3 protein-coding genes (1 of these 3 only partly in view) are annotated in these 19,370 nt (G+C 54.0%); all 3 read right to left on the bottom strand.

The window, feature by feature from the left end; translation table 11 throughout:
* Positions 1 to 646: 646 nt before the first annotated feature.
* Positions 647 to 2,614 (bottom strand): asparagine synthase (glutamine-hydrolyzing), encoded by a 1,968-nt coding sequence (gene asnB / locus V5T57_RS01445; protein ID WP_332889369.1) that lies wholly within the window; start codon positions 2,612 to 2,614, stop codon positions 647 to 649.
* A 140-nt stretch (positions 2,615 to 2,754) separates the two neighbouring features.
* Positions 2,755 to 7,164: an O-linked N-acetylglucosamine transferase, SPINDLY family protein gene (locus V5T57_RS01440; protein WP_332889368.1), complete on the bottom strand. Its 4,410-nt coding sequence runs from the start codon at positions 7,162 to 7,164 to the stop codon at positions 2,755 to 2,757.
* Between the two features lie 15 nt (positions 7,165 to 7,179).
* A protein-coding gene (locus V5T57_RS01435) for a putative Ig domain-containing protein (protein ID WP_332889367.1) crosses the window boundary here: on the bottom strand, positions 7,180 to 19,370 show its final stretch. Its footprint extends 45,865 nt past the window's final position; the window shows 12,191 of its 58,056 coding nt (coding positions 45,866-58,056); the start codon falls outside the window, past its right edge — the gene reads right to left on this strand; the stop codon is at positions 7,180 to 7,182.

Here is a 19,370-nt window from a genome sequence, read left to right as displayed (position 1 = left end):
TTTGGCTGGCTCAGCAGGGTTTGACATCGTGGGCGTGGTGGGGGGCAGGCCGTCGGGATCAAAAACGCAGTCTGCTCGGCAAACGGGCGGGTAAAATAAGCCAGCGGTCTGTCTGTTGAGCCCCACATGGCACGGCCATCTATTTCGGTACTCTGGCCCGATGTTATCCTGCTGGATGCTACTCTGTTTAGGGGCAGGCGTGGGGAGGGGGTACCTGTTTGCACGCTTTCTGACTCAGCAGGGTTTGACATCTTGTCGGGATCAAAAACGCAGTCTGCTCGGCAAACGGGTGGGTAAAGCAAGCCAGTGGTCTGTCTGTTGAGCGCCACATGGCATGGCCATCTATTTCGGTACTCTGGCCCGATGTTACTCCGCTGGATGGTGCTCTGTTTAGGGGGCAGGCGTGAGGTGTGTTGTCCTGTTTGCGCGGTTTTTTGGGCTTTAAACAGGGAAAAACCAACCACGCCTCTTTGGGGCGGCAGGGCATGTTTACGGCTGACTTTTTTAGCACCTGAATGATGGCGGTTTGTGAACGAAAAGCCGGATCATGGCCTAACAGATCATCCCACTTCTATGGCCGTTGGTGTCCAGAACGGCCCCCCCCCAAAAAAAAATACAGCTGTCTAAAATAGTCCATCCCTTGCCATCAAGCCAAGCGTGGTTGGTGGTGTTCCAACCACGCTTGGAGCATAAGAATATCCCATAAGGGGTAGTGCAGGTTCTGCTGTCCGCTTTGGTGGGCTTGCCACGCTTGTTGAATGGGCACAGGGTTAAGCAAGCCTTGCTGTTGTAACCGTTCAGGGGCCAGTAGATCAGCCGCCCAGGTTTTTAAGGGGCCACGAAGCCACTGTTCCAACGGAATACCAAAACCCATTTTTGGCCGTTCAAACAACCGCTCTGGCATATAGCGTGTTAGCAGACCACGAAGGGGCTGTTTTCCTTGTTCTCCAGAACGTTTAAGAGCCAAGGGTAGTGTCCAAGCCAGCTCTACCATACGATGGTCTAACAGGGGCACGCGGGTCTCAAGGCTGGCGGCCATGGCGGCGCGATCCACTTTAACCAGAATATCATCGGGTAGATAGCCAAGGCTGTCGACATACATCATCTTGTGGATGGGGGCGTCCGCTGCGGTTAAGGTTTGCCAGTGATGCAACATGGCTGAATGGGGCTCCTCACTGCCTAAAACCAGTGTTTCAGGGCGGTCCCAGTGGGAGACCATATGCCGGTAGAGTTGGGCCTGGCTGGGGGAAGCGAAGAGATCCAGCACTTTATGAACAATATCCCCCGGGTTGCCTTGTGCTTTTTTAGGCAGCCAGGGGCTGGCTGGGCGCAACAAGGCTGACCACATGCCCGGTGGCATGGCTTTGCCCATTTTACTGGCTATGCCCCGCATGGAACCCGGAACATGGTTGATGAGTTTCCACAGTTTCATGCACTCCCCATATCGGTCATATCCCCCAAACAGCTCATCCCCCCCATCCCCAGAGAGTGCGACGGTTACATGTTGGCGGGTTAGTTTGGCCAACAGTAGAGTAGGGAGCTGGGAGGAGTCGGAAAAAGGTTCGTCATAGGTGGTTGGTAAGGTGGATACCATATCCAACGCATCGCTATGGGTGACCTGAAGGGTGGTGTGTTGGGTGCCTAAGTGTTGAGCAATGGCCTGGGCATAAGGGGATTCATCATGATCGGCCTCTTGAAACCCAATGGTGAAGGTATGTATGGGCTTGCTGGACTCCGCTTGCATGACCGCTGCTATTAATGAGGAGTCGATCCCGCCGGAGAGAAAAGCCCCTAAGGGCACATCGGCAATCATCTGCTGGCGTACGGTGCTATGCAGTTGATCTGCTAACAGTTTTTCTGCCTCATGGGCATCGCCTTGAAAAGGGTTCTGCAAGGCGTGCTGAACCTGTTGATGCATTGACCAGTAGGTGTGGATTTTCCCATCACAGGGGGTTTGGCTTCCTTGCAAGGAAAAGGTGCAATAACAGCCGGGCTGTAGTTTGAAAATACCTTGGTAAATACTATGGGGGGCTGGAATGGCGTTATGGCGTAGGTAGAGCGTGAGGGCATGGCGGTCCATCACCCCTTGCCACTGAGGGTGTTTTTGCAACGGCTTTAGCTCAGAGCCAAACAAAAGGGTACGTCCTTGCCAGCCGTAGTAGAGCGGTTTTTCTCCCATGCGATCACGGGCTAAGATAAGGGTTTGGGTGTGACGATCCCATAGGGCCAACGCAAACATACCCACCGTACGTTGTAGGGTTTGGTCGATCCCCCACTTGGTGAGGGCGGCCAGTAGCACTTCTGTGTCGCTATGACCACGCCATGGATGTGGATCAAGATCTTGTTTTAGATCATTAAAATTATAAATTTCCCCATTGAATACAAGCGTGTAGCGTTGGCTGTTGTCGTGCATGGGCTGGTGCCCTGAAGGGGAGAGATCCTGGATGGCCAACCGTTGATGCCCCAGGGCAATACCTTGTTGGGCATCCACCCACAGGCCTGCACTGTCTGGCCCTCGGTGGTGCAGGGTTTGAGACATGGCTGAGATCGTCTGCTCAAGCGCGTGTGGGCTCTGGTCCCGATCCAGGTTGATGAAACCACTGATGCCGCACATCGTCTTTGGCCCTTCTTACCATTATCTGGTCGGTGGCTGTGTGTAAATAACAGGGTACTGGTGGCCAACACCAGACCCATCTGCTGGTTATGCTACAAGGCCAGCGGCGGTGCGTCTTGGAAAAAAAAGGGGGAGAGTGCTTAGGGTGTTAACGCGGGTTGAAAATGGGGTTTAAGCTGTTGTTGCATCTTGTGGAGATACGCGATATCGCCCTGTTGGTGTTGATCCCAAATCTGTTGGGCTTTGGCACAATAAACACGGGCCTTGTTATAGCTTTTGACCTTCATATCCCGTTCACACAGTTCAATATAGCGAATAGCAATACCCTGTAATCCCAGTAGGGCTACCTGATTGCCTGGGTCACGCTGAAGAGCTTTTAAAAAAAAACCATAGGCACTCTCTTCTTTAGGCCACATCAAACGGTCACGTCTCAGGTGATCATGGGCAATCTCCAACAGAAGATGTAGCGCATGCTCTTTGGGGGGGAGTGGTGTCGCACCACCAAACTGGCTTCGGATCTGTTGTGCCTTGCCGCAGGCCAGCGCACTACGCCCAAGCAACCCTTGCTCTTTGTAGAGGGTGCACAGGTAGTGATAGCGGTCAGCGATGCGTAACATACCCTCAATCGCCCGTTTTTCCATGGGATCCATGGCGAGAATACGCTTGAATTTTTCATAGGCGTTATCACCAACGGGGATCATAAGGCGACGTTTTTTCAGATCCTCAAACCCCAGCTTTAGCAATCCCTCAAGATCAAAAGTGGCCGGTGTTGAGCTTTGCTGAGGCTCAGATAAAGCGGCCGGTGTTGAGCTCTGTTTAGGCTCAGAGTGTGCGGGGGTGTGCGGTGCCGTTGGATTATCAGTGCGGTTCACCTGTGCAGTACCTGGTTGCGCCTGAGGCGGTTGATCAGGTGTAACACGGGAGGGCGGCACGGTTTGGCCACCGGTGGCGATCCCTGCTGGTGGGTTCTGTAGCGCCTTCGAGTGTTGATCAGGTGTTGCAACGGCTGCCTCTGCCCTCTTAGCCGCGGGGAGCTGACTCTTGCTCTCTGTCAGGGCTTTGTTTCTTTCAATATTGGTCTGTGAAGGCAGCGGATTGTGTCGCTGGTGTTGTTCCTGTTGGGTCGCTTGATCCCCCTTTGACAGCGGCGTATCTTGACGATCTTTTTGATCGTTTTTGGTGGGGGCCATGTCGAGGGTTGAGACAGGCAGCGGGGTTTGCATGGGCGGTGGTGGTGGCAGAGTGTTCTCCGCACTCTGTTCCGCAGCTTTGGGCAGAGCTGGAGCTGCTCGTTTGGGGGGGGATGGTCGCCCTTGGCTTGCTGAAGGGGCGCTCGTCAGTATTGGCCGTACAGCCCCCTTCGCTGGTTCAATAGGCTGGGTGGTTTGGCTCTCAGCCTGGGGTGCATGTAAGGTAACCGTTTGGTGTGGGGTATGCTCCCGCGTAGCCTTAAGCGATGGGCTCTCTAAACCGACCGACGTGTTTAGTGATGCAACTTCTTTATTTTCTTGTGTTTTATGCTCTTGTTCAGCCTGGGTGTTAAGTGTCTCAACCCCCTGGCCTAAGATGATCACTTTGCGCTGGCCGGTCTGTGCATCCATACGGGTGAATAGTGCTTTTGGTGCGATGGCTTTCTCCCTCTCAACCACAGCTTGGCTCGGACTGGGCTCTTGAGCTGCCGTCACCTTGTTTATGCGGGTTTGAGCGGGGTCTGGGGTTGTTGAGGGGCGTTCCTCAGCTGGCGCCAGGGTTTTTTCCCTCTCAACCACAGCTTGGCTCGGACTGGGCTCTTGAGCTGCCGTTACCTTGCTCATGCGGGTTTGAGCAGGGTCTGGAGTTGTTGAGGGGGGTGCCTCAGCTTGGCTTGATCGGGCGATAGCCCCTGGTGGTTCTGGTGTTTGCGTAACGGCGGCTTTTGAACCTGCCACGGGGGCAACACGCTCAGGGGGGCTTGGTGGCAACGTTGTTTTAACCCCTTTAACTGGTGCCATGGGGGCCGGTGAGACCGCTTGTGCAGCGAGTGATGGCGCGTGCGTGACAGGCGCTGCAGGCTGTTGAGCGCTTGGTGAGATCAGCGTCCATAGTGCGCCTGCCCCCACGATCACACAGAGTAAAGCCACCCATCGCCATCTGTTTGCCGTGGGCTTTTCGGGCTTTGGCGTTGTCTCTTGGGCCGGTGGGCTGTTTTTTAACAGCTTTTGGGTAACCATCTCTGTGTAGAGGGCTTCCAGAGCGGCTGTATGGTTCTTGGCATGGCAAAGGTCGGAACGTTGTAGCCGACGACGTAGATCCTGCTTAAGTGTCAGCAGGGCCGGTCGATCCTCAGCCCATTGGCGGGCAATGGTTAGATACTGCGCTTCACTTTGAGCAATGCCTTCACTAAACCCTGCGCTGGTTAGAATAGATGCCCCTACCCGCTGTTTGGGGGCGTGCCCACTCAGGGTAAGGACTGGTACCCCCATCCACAGCGCGCGGCAGGTTGGCAGATCTTCCTGGTAGGTTAGGGTATCCAGCAAAATATCCATGTGGGTATAGCTGGTCCAGACATCCTCCTGAGTAGATGGAGGCATGAGGGTGACACGGTCCAGCGGTATCTGCTGTTGGTTTAAACGATGGCGCACCGCTTGGCAGATTGTCTCACTCTGATAAGCGTTATGAATGATGACCAGACGGGCTTGAGGAGTGCTGTTGAGCAGTTGGGACCATACATGCAAGGTGGTGTCGGTTAAGCGGTCGGGGGTGCTAAGGCTACCAAAGATCACCTGCTGCACACTGCATAAACGGTGCAGATCCAAAGGGGGGGCGCCCTCGGGCTGGAACAGATAGAGCCCCTGTTCCAAATGATGGCTGGTGTAGGTGCTGCTGGACGGATGTTCCGGCAGCATTACCGGATCCAGCACCACACCATTCATCCCTGGTAGAGGATGGTAGCAAGGTAGCCCCAGGTAGCTGATCTGTAAGGGGGCTGCTTTAAAGGCAAAAACACCCAGGTGGTGATCCGGTCCATAGCCACTTAAATCAACCAAAATTTGGATTTGATCTTTGCGAATATGTTCCGCAATGCTCTCTTCTGCCCAGTGGTGCATGTCCCGCCACTGGTGGGCTAGGGGTTTGGCCTTGAGCATAAGGCCGTCGACCAGTAAGCCGGTGTGGTAAATGGTACATTGGACCCGTGTGGTGTCATGGTGGTTTAACAGTACCGGTAGCTGTTCATGAATATCCGGGTTGCTCAACGCGTCGGGTAGCAGATAACCGATCCGTAATGGGGCATTAAGGGCGTGCTCTTCCAGCGTATGAGGCATCTCTAAAATGGGATGGTTCACCGCCAGTTGCACGGTGGCTTGGCTTTGCAGGGCAAACAGTTCCTGGTGAGAGAGCTGGTCACTGAACAGTGCCGTATAAGCCAGTGTGACGGCATCTGTCGTGGTGTGTGGGGGAAGATCCTGCGCGGCCTGTAAATAGGACAGTGCGGTAGGGATATCCCCCAGGCATTGGGCCCGTTTTGCCTGTAGTCCATGCCACTGGTTGGGGTGGGTTTTCTCAATGGCATCTATATGGGGTTGGGCCAGATCGGGCTCAAACCGCAGCAAGTAGAGGTGCGCCAGGGTGATATGGCGTGCCGGGCTAAGTGGCGGCGGTATGCGCATTAAGGTGCTCAGGGCACCATCCAGATCCCCAGCCTGTTGTTGCAGCTGGGCCAGCTGTTGTAACAGGGGGGTGTCCTGGCTTTTTTGCAGCTGAACCAGCAGGGCCTTTGCCTCAGACGAACGTTGTGCCTTGAGCAGGGCGGTGGCTAGAGATAGGGCCACATGGTGTCGCTTAGGGTCCGCTTTAAGCGCATCTTTTAAAAGGGGTAGGGCGTCTGTTACCCGTCCAGATGAGAGCCGGGTAACCCCCATTAAATGCAGTAACGCTACCGGGTCCGGGGCCAGCTCCATGGCCCTTTGAAAATGCAACCGGAACAGCTCACTCTGTTGTAGATCATCATGCAGACGGGCCAAGGCATAGTGGGCGCGCCAGTTGCTGCCATCCTTAGCCAGAACCCCTTCCAACAGATGTTGGGCCGGTTTGGGTTGACCAAGCTGGCGCTCAATGTTGGCCAGATCCAAAGCGGCATCTGACCAGCCCGGTTTGAGCTTTAAAGCCTGTTCAAAATGATGTTTGGCTTGGCTGAGCTTATGTTGGGTACGGTGTACACAGCCTAAGCCATACCACCCCTCTGCACGGGCGCTTTCTCGTGCAATGGCCTGTTCAAAGGTGTGTTCGGCATCCAGAAGTTGATGCTCTTGTAGCTGGATCTGCCCCAGATTAAGCCAAACTACAATGGGTGCCTGGGGCTGTTCCTGTAGGGTTTTTAGGCGTTGCAGCGCTAGTGTAACCTTGCCTTGCTGTTTATGCAGCAAGGCAAGGTTAACCTGAGCCTCCATATAATAGAGATTCTCTGGTTGAATCGTCAGGTAAGCCTTCTCTGCGGCCCCTAAATCGCCAGCGCGATAGTAGGCATTGGCCTGTTGAAAGGCGGTATCATCCTGGGGCACACCATGATCCATAGGTTGTTTGTCCCCTTAGGAGAGTGTGTGATGGCTAAGGTCCTGATGGACCAACAAGCTCTCATGCAAGCTGTTGGTATCATAGGCCTGGTAGCTGTTACTCTCCGCTGTTTGATCCGATTCGTTGTCGGTGGATGAGGCATCCTCATCTTTTTTCTGTTCCAGATAGTGGTCGGTCGAAGCGCTGGTATCCAGGACCGATTCAAGCTCCAGAACCATGGCATGGTCCCAATCTTCCACAGGTGCTACCAAGGTGGGTAGATCATGGGATTCTGCAAGGGTGGTCAGGTCCACATGGGCATGGTGTTCAATGCCCTGCTCTTGTTGGGTGGCCTCCCACATCAACATGGTATCACTGTTTTCATCTTCATGTGGCGTAGCCTGCAAGGGTGAACTTAGGAACTGCGCCAACATCAGCTCACTACCGGTGCCATCCAGCAGCAGTTCATTAAGCCCCTCGCCATGAATCTCCCCTTGCAACCCAGGTATCGCTGTTTGGCTGGGGCTGCTCTGTTGGGTGCCTTGGGCAAAGATCACCATGGCGCTCTGTTCATCCCCATCAAACAGGGTCGCGGTAAAGAGCCCGTGTTCCATGGTGGTGGGTCCCTCAAAGCTCAGTTCTGGCAAATCATCCTGCCGTTCCTGGCGTATCTCGATGGCGTGTTGGGCCAGCTGTTCACTGAGTACGGTCAGGCCCTCACTGGGTAGGTCACCATGGACCGACACGGCGACATTATGGGGTGTTTCAAGGGGCTGGGGTAGGTTCTCCAGCAGGCCATTATAAGCCAGTAGATCATCACCATCTGGGGCGGTATCCCAGGCAGCGCCGCTGGCCAGGGGGCTGACAATATCGCCCAGCGGGTGGATGATGGTCGCAGGTTCCACCACTTCAAAGGCGGTCTCTACCATGGCGGCTTGGGTGCCATCACTACGGGTAAACTGCCCTTCGGTTAGAATACGGTTGCCGTTTTGCTGGCTGTTACTCAAGGTAGCGGTGAGATCAATGCTTGCCACACCGGCTTGATCCAGGCTCAACAGCTCCTGAGCTTGGGATAGACCATCCTGGTTTTCATCCACCCATACCGCGACGCTGTTAAACGCTTCATCCGTCTGGTTGAACAGGCCATCGGCATTACTATCCAGCTGCGCCAAGGCGGCCAAGGAGGAGGTGGCCCCTGCAAACATGTAGGGGGAGAACAGTTCGCTGATGTCATCAATCTGGCCGTTGCCATCCCGGTCCCAAACCAGCAAGCCATCCCCCGCGCTCATCCAGCCGGTAGACTCCTTTTGACCATCCATATCCATATCAAACAGCACCCCACTGTCGGCGGCACTGAGGAGCTGTACGCCATCTCCATTCAGATCCAGTACCAAGGGGTCATCACTACAGACCACGTTGAGGTTTACGGTGGCGGTGGTGGTGTTGCCATTGCCATCATTGACCGAGGCGATAAAGGTATCGGTGCCGGTCCAACCCGCGTTGGGGGTGTAGAGGAAACGGCCTTCGGCATCCATGGTCAGGGTGCCGTTGTCCACATCGTCACTGACCGTAACCGTTAGGGTGTCACCATCGGCATCGCTCATCTCCAGAGAACCACTGACACTGTGGTCGATCTCTACCTCCAGTGTATTCCCCTCAATGGTGGGGGCGGTGTTGACCCAGGTGGCGCCGGTGATGGTACCGCTAAGGTTATTGCTGCTTTGATCGGCAACGGTTGTGGTGCCGGTTCCTTCATTGAGCATCCAGCTACCGTATAGACCCGTCTCACTACCACTGAGCGTGGTGGTCATATCCTGCTGGATTTCCGTTTCACTCCGGGCTGTATTCCACAGCCGGACATTGGCGATCTCACCATCGAAGAAGTAGGTTGCGTCACGGTTGGTGCCGATGAGCAGATCGGTGGTGATGGGGCCGAAATCAAAGTCATTATCATTGTAGATGGTTGAGATGCTATCTTCCTGCCCATCGACAAAGATCTTCAGGGTTTTAGTCGTGTCATCATAGCTCAGGGCTACATGGTGCCACTGGCCATCATTGACGGCAGTGGTGCCATCAAAGGTTTTTTGAACTGTGCTACCGTTGTCATCCCCCCGAACCTGGGCACGGACGAGTCCATTTTGGGTCATGTTCAGGGCAAACCAGTCCCCGAGTGCGCCAGAAAATTCATTGTTCAAGATGCCTGCAAAAGAGGTGCTGGTGGTCTTGATCCACGCTTCGGCGGTAATGTTGCCGCTCAATGAGCCACTATGGGTGATATCGACCCGGTCATCGGTTCCATCAAAGCTCAAGGCATTGCCCAGGTGGGCCAGGGCTGTGGGTTCTGCGCTGTCCCCTACGGTGGCTGTGCCCAGGGTGCCGTGGTTGCTGTTGCCGGAACTATCCTGCACTTGGCCGCTACTGACATCGACGTTATCAAAGCTGTAATCCACCAGCAGATTATCCACATGGGTGGGGGTCTGCTGGTTGTAGCTGTCAGCGATCTCCTGGGCGCTGCGCACATCCCCCCAGATGCGCACCTCATCCATCTGGCCGTCAAAGTGATTGTCGTAAGTGTCGACACCCAAGATGTCTGTGCCTAGCATCAGATAACCGCTATCTCCGCCAGTGGCATCATTTGTATAAGATTTGCTGGCGAGCTCCTGCCCATCAACATAGAGGGTAACCGTTTTGGCAGATGTATCTCGCGTAGCGGCAATATGGTGCCACTCATTGGCCACGAAACCGGTGTCAAAATAGACACTTTCGTTGGCCCCGTTCCCATACTCATGCAGCCAATATAGCGTGCCGTTGGTGTTGACGTAGAGCAGATAAGCGTGGTTATGGCTTTCTGATTCATCCCAGTCACCATAGGCAATGAGGCGCTGATCGCCCGACGTAGGCAAGTTGGAAATGTTAATCCAGCTTTCCACCGTCATATCACCTAGGAGCAGAAGGTTGTTGCTCTCTGTATCGGCAATGATGTGATCATCCACCCCGTCAAACTGCATGGCCCCACCATGGGCAGCCGCGGTTACCGTAGGGGCATGGCCGCCATCGGAGGTGTTGATGGTGATGGTCTCGGTGGTGCTGTTGCCGTGGCCATCTTCTACCGTCACGGTGAAGTTATCATTCCCCAGCCAGCCGTTGTCTGGGGTGTAGCTAAAGTTGCCCGTAGCTGTGTCCAGATCCAGGGTGCCGTGGGTGACATCGGTTCCCAGAGTGATGGTGGTGGCATCGCCGTCGGCATCGGTGAATATCAATGAAGTATGGATTGTCTCATCAGGCATGATGCTGAGGGTGCTACCCTCTATTGTAGGAATGTTATTTTGCCAGCCATTACCTGTTAATGTGCCTGTCATCTGATTCGCAGTATGGTCGGAAACGGTGGCGCCACTGCCTTCATTGAGTGGCCAATATCCATACAATCCTGTTTCGTTGCCGGATAGGCTATTATACATGTTGGCTTGGAAATCAGTTGCCGTCAAAGCCTCGTTCCAAACACGAACTTCTGCAATATCCCCATCGAAATACTTTTCAGGTGTAGAAGCTGTTCGGCTTGTACCAATGAGAAAATCTGCATTGGTGCTGAAGTCCAAGGTATCATTGTCATAGATATTGGCAATGGTTTCCTCTTGGCCATCTACAAACAATTTCAATATGTTCGTGGTGTTGTTGTAGCTAAAGGCAATGTGGTGCCATTCGTTATCCGTAACAACCGTTGAAGCCTGATAGCTTTTCAAGGCAACACCAGAAAAGCCCATCTCAACACGTAGTACACCGGTTTCCCCAAAGCCTAGTTGAAACCACTCTTCTGATACATTGGCGCCCAAGCTGGAAGTTGAAACAGCACCGGTCCAGTTAGCGACACTTCCTGTACGAACCCAGGCCTCAGCAGATACATTTCCACTTAAGGTCCCAGAGTGGGAAATGTCTACAAAATCATCTATACCATCCAGTGCCAGGAACTGATCAATAAAGTGTGCTTTGGTGGGCTCGGCACTATCCCCCACGGTGGCCGTACCTAAGGTACCATCGTTGCCTTGGCCCGATTGATCAATCACCACACCGCTGCTGACATCCATATTATCAAAGCTATAGTCCACCAGCAGATTATCCACATTGGTGGGGGTGGCTTGGTTGTAGCTGTCGGTAATCTCCTGGGCGGTGCGGGCATCACTCCAGACCCGGACATTGTCGATCTGGCCCTCTATATAGGCAGAACCTGAGCGATCTACACCCACGGCAATGGGTTGGCTATAATTGTAGGCAAGGGTGTCATCGGTGACTTTAACAACGGTGGCTTCCTGACCATCCACGTAGAGAGTCAAGGTGTCGGTGCCTGCATCGTACGTAGAAGCTACATGGTGCCATTGGCCATCGTTGATGACCACAGAGGTGTCATAGTTTTTGGCCAAAGTATCTTCATACATACTGGCCCGCAGTTCACCACTGCTGCGTAGATTGAGCTGGGCAAAGGTCGATGCACCGGTATTGTAGTGGCTGACGATACCGGCCCACTCTGTGGTTGAGGTGGTGTTGACCCACGCCTCCATGGTGTAGGAGGCCAAGGTGACCGAGTCACTGGTCAGAATATAATCATCCACCCCATCAAACTGCATCGCCCCACCATGGGCGGCTGCGGTGACCGTAGGATCACTGCCCACCTTTTGGGTGGTGATGGTGATGGTTTGGGTATCACTGTTGCCGTTGCCATCATCCACGGTGACGGTAAAGCTGTCGGCCCCCACCCAGTCGGTGGTGGGGGTGTAGCTGTAGTTACCGGTTGCAGTATCCAGGCTCAGGGTACCGTGGCTAACATCCGTATCCAGGGTGATGGTTAGGGTGTCCCCATCGGGATCGTTGATGGCCAGGGCGCTGGTTAGCATGGTGTTGGTGGCGGTGGTAAGGTCTGTACCTTCCACGGTTGGGGCATTGTTGCTCCAGGTGGCCCCAACAATGGTGCCATCGGCAGTCCCAACCTGATCAGACACGGTTGTGCCGGAGCCCTGATCAAGCTGCCAATAGTGGCTCAAGCCCGTTGCGGTACTCTCCACCGGGGCAAAGAGGTTTTGGGCCATCTGCGCTTCGCTGCGGGCATGGTCCCAAATACGCAGCTCGGAAACGGTGCCATCGTAGTAGCCGTCATAGGCGGTCCAAGAGCTGTAACCAATGTAGTTGTTGGCTCGGCTCAGCTGGTTTAGGTCGTGGCCGCTGTCGGCATGGGCGTAGAGAACGCCATCGAGATAGACGGATGCACTACCATCACCGGTGTAGATGACGCTGACGTGGTGTTCCATATCCGGGGCAACATTGGTGGTGCCAAGCAGTACGGTTTCAGTGGCACCATTAAATGTTGATAGCTGTAACTGTTGGGTGTTCTCCTCAAAGAACAGCACGAAGTTGTCACTTGTTAAACCATTGCCGAACTCAAAAATACGCGCGCCATAACCCTCAAAATCATCCACATTGAAGATCGCTTCAACGGTAAAGGCATTGCTACCGCCTAGATTTGTGAGGGTGCCCAGCTGGACATAGTCATCCACCCCATCAAAGTCCAGGGTGTTGCCCAAATGGTTCAGGGTGGTGGCCTCGGCGGCGTCGCCCACCGTTGCAGAACCTAAGACTCCATCATGACCGTTGCCGGATTGATCCACTACCTTGCCGTCGCTAATGGTGGTTTCATTAAAGCTATAATCCAGCAGTAGATTGTCGGTATTGGTGGGGGTCTGCTGGTTGTAGCTGTCAGCAATCTCCTGATCGGTGCGCACATCATTCCAGAAGCGCAGTTCATCGATCATTTCCTCTTGGCGGTTATCACCATCTATCCATTGCCCTATATTGAGGGTACCGCTGCCGGTGTAGGCTCCACTGGTGGTGGTACTGCCGATTTCCTGACCATTGGCGTAGAGCTTCATGACATTGCCGGTGGTATTAAATGTACCGGCAAGGTGGACCCATTCACCAATCTCGAGACTGTAGGGGACATCCAACCCGTCACTGAACAAATCAAAACGCAGGGTATGGGTGCCAGCATTATCAAACATATTGAAATGCAGGCCTTTGTTCGTCACATCTGAGCCTTGACTGAACAGCGTTGCTGTCCCAGAGGTATGGGAACGGTTGACCCACATCTCCCAACTGAAGGATTGGCCATTCAGGTCAATATTTTCAACGGTGATATAGTCATCGGCCCCATCAAACTGCATGGCCCCCTGATGGGTATTGCTGGCCAGAGTCACACCATCATCCACAGCAGTGACATCCAGTTGCAGGGTGCCTGCCTCACTCCACAGGCTGCCATCACTGACCTTAAAGCCGACACTGGCAATAGCGCTGCCATTGGCATCGGCATCAGGGGTAAGGGTTAGGTTGCCTGCGGTGATATCCGCCAAAGTGATCTCATCGCCCACACTCACCGCGCTGCCGCTGAGCTTCAGGGTGGCACTGCCGCTCAGGGTGGTAATGGCGATGGCAGAGAGGCTATCCCCATCCACATCACTGAAGTTTAGATCCGCCTGGGTAAGGGTGTAATCCGTATCTTCTAGCGTGGTAACGGTGCTGGTCGCGGTTATGGTAGGGGCATCCGCCACGCTGACCACATCGATGGAGATGGTGCCGGCTGAACTGATGTTGCCCTGACCATCATTGACCGTATAGGTCACCGTGTCGGTGCCGCTGTAGTTGGCATCCGGGGTATAGGTGTAGGTGCCGTTGGTGTTATCAAACAGGGTGCCATTGGCGGGGTCGCCCATGGTCTCCAGGGTGATGCTGTCCCCATCGCCATCGCTGTCATTGCCCAGCAGGTCCGCGGTGGTGATGATGAGGCTGTGATCCTCCTGGGTGCTGAGATCCAAGGTGATGTTGGTGGCCGGCACAAACTCGCCACTATCGGCATCAAAGCGGTAGATGGGGGAGGCACTGGCCACATAACCATAGGCGGCTTGGGTTCCAAAGAGGTGGGTGACCCCACCCAGATCAAAGACGGACCAGTCATGGGCAACGCTGATGTCTACATCCAGGATCTGATGCAGATCAAACGTGTTAGTCGTGCTGTTCCACACGTAGATCTTGGAGCTGTTGTCGTTGTAGCCGGTGGTATCGCTGTAGGACTCCGCCGTAATCATATAGGTGTCGGAGCCAATGGTGAAGATCTCCAGATCACGGGCACCATCGGTGGTGATGTTCTGAACCGGGGTGGTGCCAAAGCTGCTGCCATCCCACTTGTAGATCTCAGAGGGCACACTGTAGCTGCTTCCATTACTGGTCAAGATGGCCACAGCCACATAGTGATCTGAACCGATCTGGAAGTGCTTCAGATTGTAAGAACCGTTGGTGGGCAGGGTCTCCAGTAGGACAAACTCAGAGCCGTCCCATTCATAGATCAGGCTGCCGCTGTCCACCGCCCAGTCACCGGAGTGGTAGCCGGAGGTGCCCAGGTAGTGGGTGCCATTCATCTCAAAGTGGGTCAGATCCACAACCCGGTTGGTATCCAGGGTCTGTTCGGTGGCAAACTGGCTGCCATTCCACTTGTAGATCTCCGTATCATAGGCCGCATCACTGTTGGCGATGGCCAGATATTGCTCCCCACCAATCTCATAGAACTCCGCACCTCTACCAGAGTAGGTGGTGATGCTCTGAACAGGGGTTGTATCAAACAGATCCGTACCACTGTTCCATTTGTAGAGCTGGGCATCTTGTACGCTGCTGCTGCCATTGGTGGAGCTAATGGTTAGCAGGTAGTGCTCCCCGGCAATCTCCACATGTTTGATATCATCCGCACCATGGGTGGCAAAGTTCTGTAGGGTATCAAAGCTGTTGGTCGCCCCATTCCACTGATAGACGGTGGAGTTGGTGGAGAGGTTGCTGCCATTTTTAAAGGTGGCAACCGCCAGGAACAGCTCACTGCCGATACGGAAGGTCTCACTGTCATAGCCCCCTACGGTGGTGGGGTTGATGCTGGTACTGCCAAAGGTGGTGGCATCATCCGCCGCCACTGGTATGTCTTCAATACTGGTTACGGTGAGGTTAATGGTCTGGTCGCTGCTGGCCCCATGTTCATCGGTGACGGTGACCACAAAGCTGTCACTGCCGTGGTAGTTGGCATTGGGGGTATAGACAAAGCCGTTGGTGGTGGTGTTAAACAGCAGGGTGCCGTTGCTGACATCGGTGGTCACCGCAGCGGTGGCGCTGTCGCCATCCACATCGGTGAGGGTCAGGCTGCCGCTAAGGGTGCCATCCTCATCCACCGTCAGGCTGCTGCTGGTGAGGGTAGGGGCGTTGTTGACCCAGCTGGTGCCCGAGAGGGTGCCATCATTGGCGCTGCTGCTATGGTCAATGGCGCTGCTGCCTGTGCCTTCATCCAAGGGCCAGTAGCCGATAAGGTTGCTCTCATCCCCATTTAAGGGGGTGCTCATAGTGTCCTGAATCTCAGCCTCGGAGCGGGCATCATCCCAGTAGCGTACATCGGCGATCTCACCGGCAAAACCTTGGGTATCCAGATCGCTGTTACCGATATGGAACTGACCGGTCGGGGCATCAAAGCTGTGGCTCTGGTCGCCACTGATGGCAGTCACTTCACTGCCGTTGACGTAGAGCTTGGTGATGCCGGACTCTCGCACAACCGCCATGTGGTACCAGGTGTGGGCCTGAATCTGATAGTCGGTGGCCAGAATGTTGGCCAGGCTGGGTTCCGCTACCTGAATTTTGTAGGTATCGGCGGCATCCCGATAGACCATCAGGTGGATGCCATCGCTCAAGATGGTACCCGCCTGCAGAATAATCATGCCCTGGCCGGTATCGGTGCCATCCCACTTGACCCAGCTCTCCATGGTGAAGTTGTCGGTCTGGGTGGTGGGCAGGGTGCTGTGCACGGCGGCGTTGACATCAAAACTCAACCCATTACCCGCCACATGTACTGGCAGGGGAGCAGACACCCCACTGCCTAGATTTAAGGCGTGGCTGTTGCCAGAGCTATCCGCAACGGTGGTGCTGGTGACATCATCAAACTCATAACGGCCTAACAGGCCGGTGCTATCGCTTAGGGTGCTCTCCTGATAGTTGGCGGCAATCTCTTCGGCACTACGTACATCACCCCAGATGCGCAGATCCTCCAACTGGCCACCAAATGGCTTGCTGCCATCCACACCACTCTGGCCGATGGTGATATCCCCCGTGCCGATATAGTGGTTCATTTTGGTGTCGGTGAGGATCAACTCGCCATTGTGGTAGAGGTTGGTGGTTTTGTCGCTGGCATCATAGACCACCGAGTAGTGACCCCACTCTCCAACCGTGGGCACCAGTGTCGTAGCGGTGCCATCGTTGACATAGTTGAAGGCAAACTGACCACTGCCGTTCAGACCGATGGTCATGATCTCGTGCCAGTCGGCCACCTGTCCGGCAAACACAATATGCTGTTGATCGGTACTGGCAAAGTTGGCCCAGAACTCTACGGTAAAGGAGCTACTGGCTAGATTAATGCCACTGATGGTGCCGTAATCATCCACCCCATCAAACTGCATGACGCTGCCATGGTCCAGGGCCTGGGCGGTGGCGGTGGGGGCGTCGTTGAAATTGGCCACCTCGATGGAAATGGTGGCACTGTTACTAACGCTTCCGCTGCTGTCCTTGATGGTGTAGGTAACGGTATCAGTACCTGCAAAATCGGTGTTGGGGGTGTAGGTCCAAGTACCATCGGTATTGTCGTTGATGGTGCCGTTGGCCGGGGTGCCAAAGCTGTTGAAGCTTAGGGTGTCACCCTCGGGATCGGTGTCGTTGAGCAGCAGATCCGCCTCTGGAATGATCAGATCTGTCTCTTCTTCAGTATAAAGATTTACATCCAGGTTGGTCGCGGCAATAAACTGATCCGTGTCGCTATCATACCGGTAGAGTTTGGAATCAAGATTTCCTGTGCTGCCATTGTAGTTGTTGGCGACAGCCAAGTAGCTTACGCCATTGATCTCAAAGTGTTCCCAATCCTTGCCATTGTTGGTTGCAATGGTTTGGAACTCATTGAATTCACTGTTGGTGCTATCCCATTTATAGATTTTTGAGTCCTGGTTCCCATTCGGGCCTTGGGCCAAGGCCAGATAGTGATCCCCACCCATCTCGAAATATTCCCAGTCATTGGCTCCATTGGTGGCAATGGTTTGTACACTGGCAAACTGACCGGTACCACTGTTGTATTTATAGATCTCCGAATTAACGTTGTAGGTGCTGCCGTTGGAGTTGTTGGCAATTGCAATATAGCTTTCACCATTGATCTCAAAAGCTTCAGCACTATGCACCCCAATGGTGTTCAAGGATTGAACATGGTCAAATTGGCTGGTTGAGCTGTTCCATTTATAAATGCGTCCCCCATCAAAGCTACGGCCTCCGCCATTATAGTAGTTGAGGGTCATCAAGAACTGATTGCCGCCAATATCAAAGGATTCAACATCCTGTGCGCCAGCCGTTGCAATGTTTTGGATGCTGTCGAACTCTTCAGTCGAACTGTTCCATTTATAGATACGGGCCTGCACCGCGTAATCACCATCGTGATAGTTGGACGAGGCGATGTAGTGACTGCCATCAATTTCAAAACTGGTCAGGGTGTAGCCCTTGACGGTTGGAATGGTATCCGCCACATCAAACTGTTCTGTAGTGCTATTCCAGTGGTAGATGGGGGAATCTGCATTGCCACTGGTGGCGGCTGCATTTTTGTTGTTGATAATCCCGAGATATTGTTCACTGCCGATGGTGAACGCTTCAATATCCTGGGCTGCTGATGAGGCCAAGGGAGAGTCAGCTAACTCCACAAAACTGTTGCCGTTCCAGCGGTAGACATCACTACCGATGGCATAGTTACTGTTGCTTGAATCCTGATAGTTGGCGACAGCCAGATGCAACACACCATCGATCTCAAAGGTATCGATATCCAATGCACTGTAGGTGGCAATATCCAAGCTGGTGGATCCATAGGTAGTGGCATCATCCACCGCCACCGGGGCACTGTTGTGGGTGTAGCTCTGGTTGGTGCCATCGCCAAAGACCACCGTAAGATCACCACTACCGGTGATGGTTTTGTGATCCCCATAGGTCGTACCTGTAATGGACAGCGCATTGCCGGAGTAGTTGCCCAAGGTGTAGTCGGCCGCATTACCTTCCAAGTAGAGGGTAGCCATGTTTATGTCAACATCAATGCTATCGACCCCGCTACCGGCTACGACCAGGGCACCATCACTGTATACCGTAAGACTGTCGTCACCGTCACTACCTTGAACAAGCTCCAGAACATCACTGCCACTGTTAATCTCAATGCTCTCCATATCCACAAGAACAATGGAACTGCCGCTGTGTACCAGTTCCACACCTACGCCATCGATGGACAACGTAAACTCACTGCTTGCGTTGGCTGTATGCTTGAGTAGGCGGTCGGTACCTTCGCCACCATCAATGACCGAGCCAGCACCGATATATTCAAAGGTATCATCCCCATCACCACCAAACGCCTGAGCACCCGTGGTGTTGTTACCGTTGAAGGTGTCTGAGCCCAAACCACCGTGGAACAGAATATTGCTGCTGCCAGTGTAGGTGTTGAAAGTGTCGTCCGAAGTACTACCAACAAAATGTTCATCGATCTGGAAGGATGTATAGTTGGCGCCACTGGTGTTGGCGAACACCACACGGGTTGGGTCGTTACCATCATCCTGGAAATAGAGGTCCAACCAAGCATCATTGTTGCTGTTGGCGGTGAATGTGGTGCTGTCGCCAGTGTAACGATCCACCGTCAGTGTGCCATCCCCCATGGTCAGGGTGTAATCACTGGCCAGCCCTTGGAATGCGGCGTGACCATGATCCAAATTGTTCATCTCCAGGCTGTCGAATCCGCTACGTTCCACGTAGAGGATATAGGCATCGTTGGAGATAAAATCATCATTGCCAACACTGCCAGCACCAACCAGCGTATAGCTTTGGAAGCTCGCATTGCGAATAATCTCAATGGCGTCTACCTGGGCCGCATTGCTCAGGCTCATGCCCTGGCTTGTGTCAGCAATTTTTAGGGTGGTGTCGCTATCCCAGAGGAAGTCAAATGTACTGAATTCATTGGTGTTGACGGCCAACGTATCGGTACCCGTACCACCATCATAGATATCCTCCGCAGTGAACAGGTCGAAGGTATCATCATCCGCCCCACCGTAGGCGATATCCTTTTCGGAGGAGGTGGTGAAGGTATCCATACCGCCACCGC

The organism is Magnetococcus sp. PR-3, assembly GCF_036689865.1.
In the GTDB taxonomy this organism is placed as follows: domain Bacteria; phylum Pseudomonadota; class Magnetococcia; order Magnetococcales; family Magnetococcaceae; genus Magnetococcus.
This window is presented reverse-complemented; position numbering and strand designations above follow the sequence as displayed.